The following is a 3,933-nucleotide window of genomic DNA, read 5'->3' on the forward strand; positions in this document are numbered from 1 at the left end:
CCCCTTGTTAGGGGAGATTTGTTGTGTGGTCTTAATTTTATTAGCAGTTCATTAACGGTCATCCTTTCGGGCCACGCTGTCTCGGGCTGATTCTTGCCCCTTCATACGAAATTGTGTAGAATGAGAGTGTATTAAACTCAATGAGATCAGCGTAGAGAATGAAATCTGTACTGTTTGAGGAGCTGTTATTTGGTGATTTGTTGAATGAAGAGCGGATGGTCAATTTACAGATGACGAGATTGCCAATAGACTCATTATCTGATGATCCGGAGCTCTTTATCAGGCAGAGAATTGATTTGGTAGAGAGGGTGGCCGGTTCCGCCATGAAGGCTGAAAAGTTCATGTATCAAGAGAGCGGGTTTGATCGAATACTCATCCCCGGTTTACAATTTTTCAGGCCGGTTCATTCAGAGCCAAATGGAAAGCCGGAGTGGTTGATCCGAAGGGCAGCAGAGGCGGAGGGTGCTCTTCAATTGACCCGGACCGTTTTTTCAATGAATCGCCTGGATCGTGAATCGGACCGGAAGTACCAATTAACCCTTACGTTGCGGCGATGGTACGACTACCTGGTGCAGTGCGGAGAGCTGAAAGAACAGCGGGAGGGAGATCAGCGATCCTTCATCTATACGATTTTGGCAAAACAGTTGTCAGCCATGGTGTGTGATCTCTCGTTTCGGTTCAGGGATTTAAAAACGGATGAAGGGTTTAGTGATGAAACGATTGAGCTTGAGATGGAGAACCATTTCCCTGCCGGCTCCATAAAACCTCAAAAAACAGCAGAGTATTTCAGGGAATGTTCAATTGAATTGATCCGTACCCGGGAGCTGAACCGGAATTTGGTTACGCTGTGCGAAAAACTTCGAATGAGGGCTCAAACGGATGAAGAGGATCGTGCCGCCTATCGAACGATACTGCATCACCTGGAGAACGCCTTTTTCCTGATGCTGTACAGAGCCTCTTTTGTGAATCGGGACAGCCAAAAATTAGAGGATGAGGCGTACTGCAGGGAGTGGGTAACCGCAGTGCGTACAAAAATTTTGACATGGAGCTCCATGGAAGATTTTGAAGATCAGATAAAGAGACTGGTAGAGGCGGAGAGTTCCATGAGAGCAGCATTTGGAGATATGGGCAGGGTAGAAACGAACGGGAGCGTTTCTGAATCGGTGCAGTTAATCGATGAGGTTCAGGCAGTGTTGAGAGGTTCTTTCTCTGTTGAAAACGGATCTGAAAGGAGGGGTGGGGCAACCCCGGTTCAAAAGGGTTCGTTTGAAGAGTTTGTGAGGAGCAATTTTATCACCGAGCATGAGATGATGAACGCTTTTGAAATAAATGACAGGGATACCATTAAAACCTTTATTGAAAAACATACATTAGATTATGCAGAGGTGAGTCCGAGAAGGAAGTTATACGACAGAAATGTTGTAGAGGATATTTTGAAGAGGTTTAAGAAGTGATTTTTGTCCCGATTTTGAGTCGAACTCAGGTTAAGATATTACAACCCGGTGAGTGGTTTTTGGGGGGCGGACTCTGCAAATGGCATCGCTGCTTTGCCTTTTTGGAAAAATTTATTCATTCTTAGGAGGTAAGGAAAAAAGAGAATTCTTACTTCTAAATAAAAGGTACTCAAACATTTGCAGACGTTAGGGTGAACCGTGGCCTGTTTGTCAATCTACTGATGAGCAGCACTCTGCATCTGTTTTGGACTCCTTTCATTTAGTTCAGACCGAAAAAAAAGCTATTGCCATGCCTAAACAGAAACTGGCCGTGAATGCACTGCCGATATCATTAAAAGAGCAGGAGCAGCATAAATTGTTCTTTTTTTCGAAAGAGAAACAGGGAGAGCGGGCACCGTTGACACGTAAGGAGTATCCTGATTCTTTTGCAAAGCGCTACCCCAAGTCCTCTAAAGAGTATGATGTGCTATATACAGATTTCACACCTGAGCCGGCCGAAGATGGTTTTGAGATAGATATCGATTTGGAAGAAGCACCCGGTTTGGCAAAGCACTATCTGCATAAACGGATATTTGAAGCTTTTAAAGGTGTGGCGGATTTTAGAAAGAGAGATTTTATTAACGGAGTGGAGCTATGGTTCCGCGATAAACCTGCGGATGAAGTCAATTTCCGGGCGTATAAAAAGTTCAAAATTACGACCCGTCGTACCTGGTTCAGCGCAGGATGGGCACTCTTTATACAGTATACCGGACACTCATTTATCCACCCGGTTGCAATAAACAGCGAGGAGGCCGCGGTGGATACTACAGAGCTAACCCGTGTAGCCTATAACAGGCATATCTTTCACTATGAGGAGATTCCCGAGGACAAGTTGAGCGAGATTGATTTTTCCAAAATGTATCCCGTTGTGAATTTTAATATTCGGGATAAGATGCAGCAGTTTCCTGTGATTGACCCTTTTAAAAATAAGGTGAAAGAGTATGTGGATGAGATTGACCGGTTCAAAAATATGTATCTGATAGCGCCTGCAGTAGAGGAGGTTTTGCCGTTTACTTTTAATGATGATAATTGGTGCGAAATTAAGATCGGAACGTATCATACCGTTCCAAATGCCGGCAGTAAATTGGTTTTTAGAGATGGTCAGACAGAAATTCATCCATTTTACGGAATCAGGAATCACGGACCCTTCATGCCGCCAAAGCACTCCCATATTCGGTTTCTGTTTATCATGAGTAAGCGGGATATAAAAGGGGCGGGAAAGCAGTTTTATGAATATCTCAAGGGAGAGGTGAAGGGAGTGGATGGCTTCAACAGATATGCAAATATACCCTCTTCGTTGAGGGGCGAGATGATTGAGTTTGAGAATGAACAGAATCCGCTGCCTGAAATTATCGATGGCCTTAACAACATGGAGAGAGAGGCGGGAGTAGCCTATTTCGCATTTTATATTTCACCGATCGACCGTGAAGTCCGGAACCGAAAAGAGCGTTTGGTGTACTACCGGGTGAAAGAGGAGCTGCTGAAACGGAAAATTGCCTCACAAGTTGTTGAGCGATCTACGATAGAGAAAGCTGATTTTCGATACAGTATTCCGAATATAGCGGTTGCCACCGTAGCTAAATTGGGAGGTATTCCGTGGAAACTGACCCAGCCACCGGAAGCGGAACTGATTGTGGGTATAGGGGCATTTCAGCCCCGGGAGTTTGATAAACGGTATTTAGGGAGTGCATTCTGTTTTCAGGGGGATGGCACCTTTTCGGGGCTTCGGTGTTTTACAAAGGATGAACCCCATATGCTTGCCGGATCGATACGGGAGGCCGTTCAGCGGTATGCAGATGAGAACCGGCAGGTGGAACGGCTGGTGATCCACTTTTATAAAACCATGAGTTATGATGAGCGAAAACCTATCCTGGCGACTCTAAAGGAGCTGGGCCTGGATATCCCGGTTGTGGTTGTTACCATCAATAAAACGGAATATGAACAGACGATTCTGTTTGACCTGAACAGTTCGATGAGGCTGCCGCTTAGCGGCACCTATTTTTCGCAGAGGAGAGATGATATTTTGCTCTCTAATAATACCCGATACCGTAAAGATAGTGAGGTTAAAAGAGGTTTCCCGTTTCCTGTCAGGCTACAGTTATGGTGCAGTAAAGAGGGGCTGTTAGATGATGAAGGTTTTCGGGAGAGGTTAATTACACAAGTGTACCGATTCAGCCGTCTCTATTGGAAATCGGTCAGCCAGCAAAATTTACCTGTGACGATCAAATATCCGGAGATGCTGGCTGAGAAGTTTCCATATTTTAACAGCCGGTCGCTCCCTTCGTTTGGTGAGAAGAGTTTGTGGTTTTTGTGAAACCCGGACCCGACAGGTTTTGGAAACCTGTCGGGTCTTTGTTGTTCTCATCCGTCTGACGAGGGTTTTCGTTTATACCGTACTACGGTATGGAGATTTCACGACTCTCCGCCAGCCGGCGGATCG

2 protein-coding genes are annotated in these 3,933 nt (G+C 45.3%); both read left to right on the top strand.

Going from position 1 to position 3,933, the window contains the following annotated elements; all coding sequences use genetic code 11:
• Positions 1-158: 158 nt before the first annotated feature.
• The gene (locus tag BG260_RS13730) at positions 159-1,454 is read left to right on the top strand and encodes a hypothetical protein (RefSeq protein ID WP_069133528.1); all 1,296 of its coding nucleotides are present in this window, start codon (positions 159-161) and stop codon (positions 1,452-1,454) included.
• Positions 1,455-1,743: 289 nt separating this feature from the next.
• On the top strand, positions 1,744-3,807 hold the full coding sequence (locus BG260_RS13735) for a Piwi domain-containing protein (RefSeq protein WP_141691617.1): 2,064 nt from the start codon (positions 1,744-1,746) through the stop codon (positions 3,805-3,807).
• The last annotated feature ends 126 nt before the right edge of the window (positions 3,808-3,933 follow it).

Origin of the sequence: Rhodohalobacter halophilus, assembly GCF_001715195.1 — a bacterium.
GTDB classification, from domain to species: domain Bacteria; phylum Bacteroidota; class Rhodothermia; order Balneolales; family Balneolaceae; genus Rhodohalobacter; species Rhodohalobacter halophilus.